Below are 2,671 nucleotides of genomic sequence, written 5' to 3'. Positions count from 1 at the left end.
AAGGAAGCGTCCGTTCCTTGAGAACTCAACAGCGTGCCAAAAATCAACGCCAAAAGTTGATACCCCGTCCATTTCGGTGGATGAGGTTCCTTTGAAAAAGACCTGTAAGGCAGCCTTCGGGCGGTACTTGCAGGCAATTACACAGCGAGGACGCAGTGGACGGTCGGTCTTATTCCGACATGACTGTCCCGCTCTAAGTGCGTGTGCACCCGATTACGGGTAAACATTCATGGAGAGTTTGATCCTGGCTCAGGACGAACGCTGGCGGCGTGCTTAACACATGCAAGTCGAACGATGAAGCCCTTCGGGGTGGATTAGTGGCGAACGGGTGAGTAACACGTGGGCAATCTGCCCTTCACTCTGGGACAAGCCCTGGAAACGGGGTCTAATACCGGATAATACTCCTGCCTGCATGGGCGGGGGTTGAAAGCTCCGGCGGTGAAGGATGAGCCCGCGGCCTATCAGCTTGTTGGTGGGGTAATGGCCCACCAAGGCGACGACGGGTAGCCGGCCTGAGAGGGCGACCGGCCACACTGGGACTGAGACACGGCCCAGACTCCTACGGGAGGCAGCAGTGGGGAATATTGCACAATGGGCGAAAGCCTGATGCAGCGACGCCGCGTGAGGGATGACGGCCTTCGGGTTGTAAACCTCTTTCAGCAGGGAAGAAGCGAAAGTGACGGTACCTGCAGAAGAAGCGCCGGCTAACTACGTGCCAGCAGCCGCGGTAATACGTAGGGCGCAAGCGTTGTCCGGAATTATTGGGCGTAAAGAGCTCGTAGGCGGCTTGTCACGTCGGATGTGAAAGCCCGAGGCTTAACCTCGGGTCTGCATTCGATACGGGCTAGCTAGAGTGTGGTAGGGGAGATCGGAATTCCTGGTGTAGCGGTGAAATGCGCAGATATCAGGAGGAACACCGGTGGCGAAGGCGGATCTCTGGGCCATTACTGACGCTGAGGAGCGAAAGCGTGGGGAGCGAACAGGATTAGATACCCTGGTAGTCCACGCCGTAAACGTTGGGAACTAGGTGTTGGCGACATTCCACGTCGTCGGTGCCGCAGCTAACGCATTAAGTTCCCCGCCTGGGGAGTACGGCCGCAAGGCTAAAACTCAAAGGAATTGACGGGGGCCCGCACAAGCAGCGGAGCATGTGGCTTAATTCGACGCAACGCGAAGAACCTTACCAAGGCTTGACATATACCGGAAAGCATTAGAGATAGTGCCCCCCTTGTGGTCGGTATACAGGTGGTGCATGGCTGTCGTCAGCTCGTGTCGTGAGATGTTGGGTTAAGTCCCGCAACGAGCGCAACCCTTGTCCTGTGTTGCCAGCATGCCCTTCGGGGTGATGGGGACTCACAGGAGACCGCCGGGGTCAACTCGGAGGAAGGTGGGGACGACGTCAAGTCATCATGCCCCTTATGTCTTGGGCTGCACACGTGCTACAATGGCCGGTACAATGAGCTGCGATACCGTGAGGTGGAGCGAATCTCAAAAAGCCGGTCTCAGTTCGGATTGGGGTCTGCAACTCGACCCCATGAAGTCGGAGTTGCTAGTAATCGCAGATCAGCATTGCTGCGGTGAATACGTTCCCGGGCCTTGTACACACCGCCCGTCACGTCACGAAAGTCGGTAACACCCGAAGCCGGTGGCCCAACCCGTAAGGGAGGGAGCTGTCGAAGGTGGGACTGGCGATTGGGACGAAGTCGTAACAAGGTAGCCGTACCGGAAGGTGCGGCTGGATCACCTCCTTTCTAAGGAGCACAGTACCGATTGCAGACAAATGTTCTGCACGGTCAGCTCATGGGTGGAACGTTGATTAGTTGGCACGGTTTCCAAAACATCCTGTAAGTACTGCTTCGGCGTGGAAAACAGTGATGGTGGCGGGGATCGTGCTTGGCACGTTGTTGGGTATCTGAGGGTACGGCCGAAAGGCTGTCCTTCTGCGATGCCGGCCCCAGTGAACTCGCCAGCTTGTCTGGTGGGGTGATGGGTGGCTGGTCGTTGCTTGAGAACTACACAGTGGACGCGAGCATCTGTAGGCCAAGTTTTTAAGGGCACACGGTGGATGCCTTGGCACCAGGAACCGATGAAGGACGTGAGAGGCCGCGATAGGCCCCGGGGAGCTGCCAACTGAGCTTTGATCCGGGGGTGTCCGAATGGGGAAACCCGGCAGTCGTCATGGGCTGTCACCCACTGCTGAACACATAGGCAGTGTGGAGGGAACGCGGGGAAGTGAAACATCTCAGTACCCGCAGGAAGAGAAAACAACCGTGATTCCGGGAGTAGTGGCGAGCGAAACCGGATGAGGCCAAACCGTATGCGTGTGATACCCGGCAGGGGTTGCGCATGCGGGGTTGTGGGAATTCTTTTGACCGGTCTGCCGGCCGGTCGGCGAGTCAGAAACCGTTGATGTAGTCGAAGGACATGCGAAAGGTCCGGCGTAGAGGGTAAGACCCCCGTAGACGAAACATCAGCGGCTTGCTTAAGAATCTCCCAAGTAGCACGGGGCCCGAGAAATCCCGTGTGAATCTGGCGGGACCACCCGCTAAGCCTAAATATTCCCTGGTGACCGATAGCGGATAGTACCGTGAGGGAATGGTGAAAAGTACCGCGGGAGCGGAGTGAAATAGTACCTGAAACCGTGTGCCTACAAGCCGTGGGAGCGTCGCTC

At 57.2% G+C, this 2,671-nt stretch carries 2 rRNA genes (1 of these 2 running past the window's edge); both read left to right on the top strand.

From position 1 onward, the window contains the following. The first annotated feature begins 226 nt into the window (after positions 1-226). Positions 227-1,751 (top strand): 16S ribosomal RNA (locus ACFWB8_RS36670). 287 nt (positions 1,752-2,038) lie between these two features. Then, positions 2,039-2,671 (top strand): 23S ribosomal RNA (locus ACFWB8_RS36665) (it continues 2,670 nt past the right edge of the window). The 16S and 23S rRNA genes sit together here, the layout of an rRNA operon.

Origin of the sequence: Streptomyces sp. NPDC060031 (genome assembly GCF_042736805.1) — a bacterium.
In the GTDB taxonomy this organism is placed as follows: Bacteria; Actinomycetota; Actinomycetes; order Streptomycetales; family Streptomycetaceae; genus Streptomyces.
The sequence above is the reverse complement of the archived record's forward strand: the minus strand, read 5'-3'. Positions and strand labels throughout refer to the sequence as shown.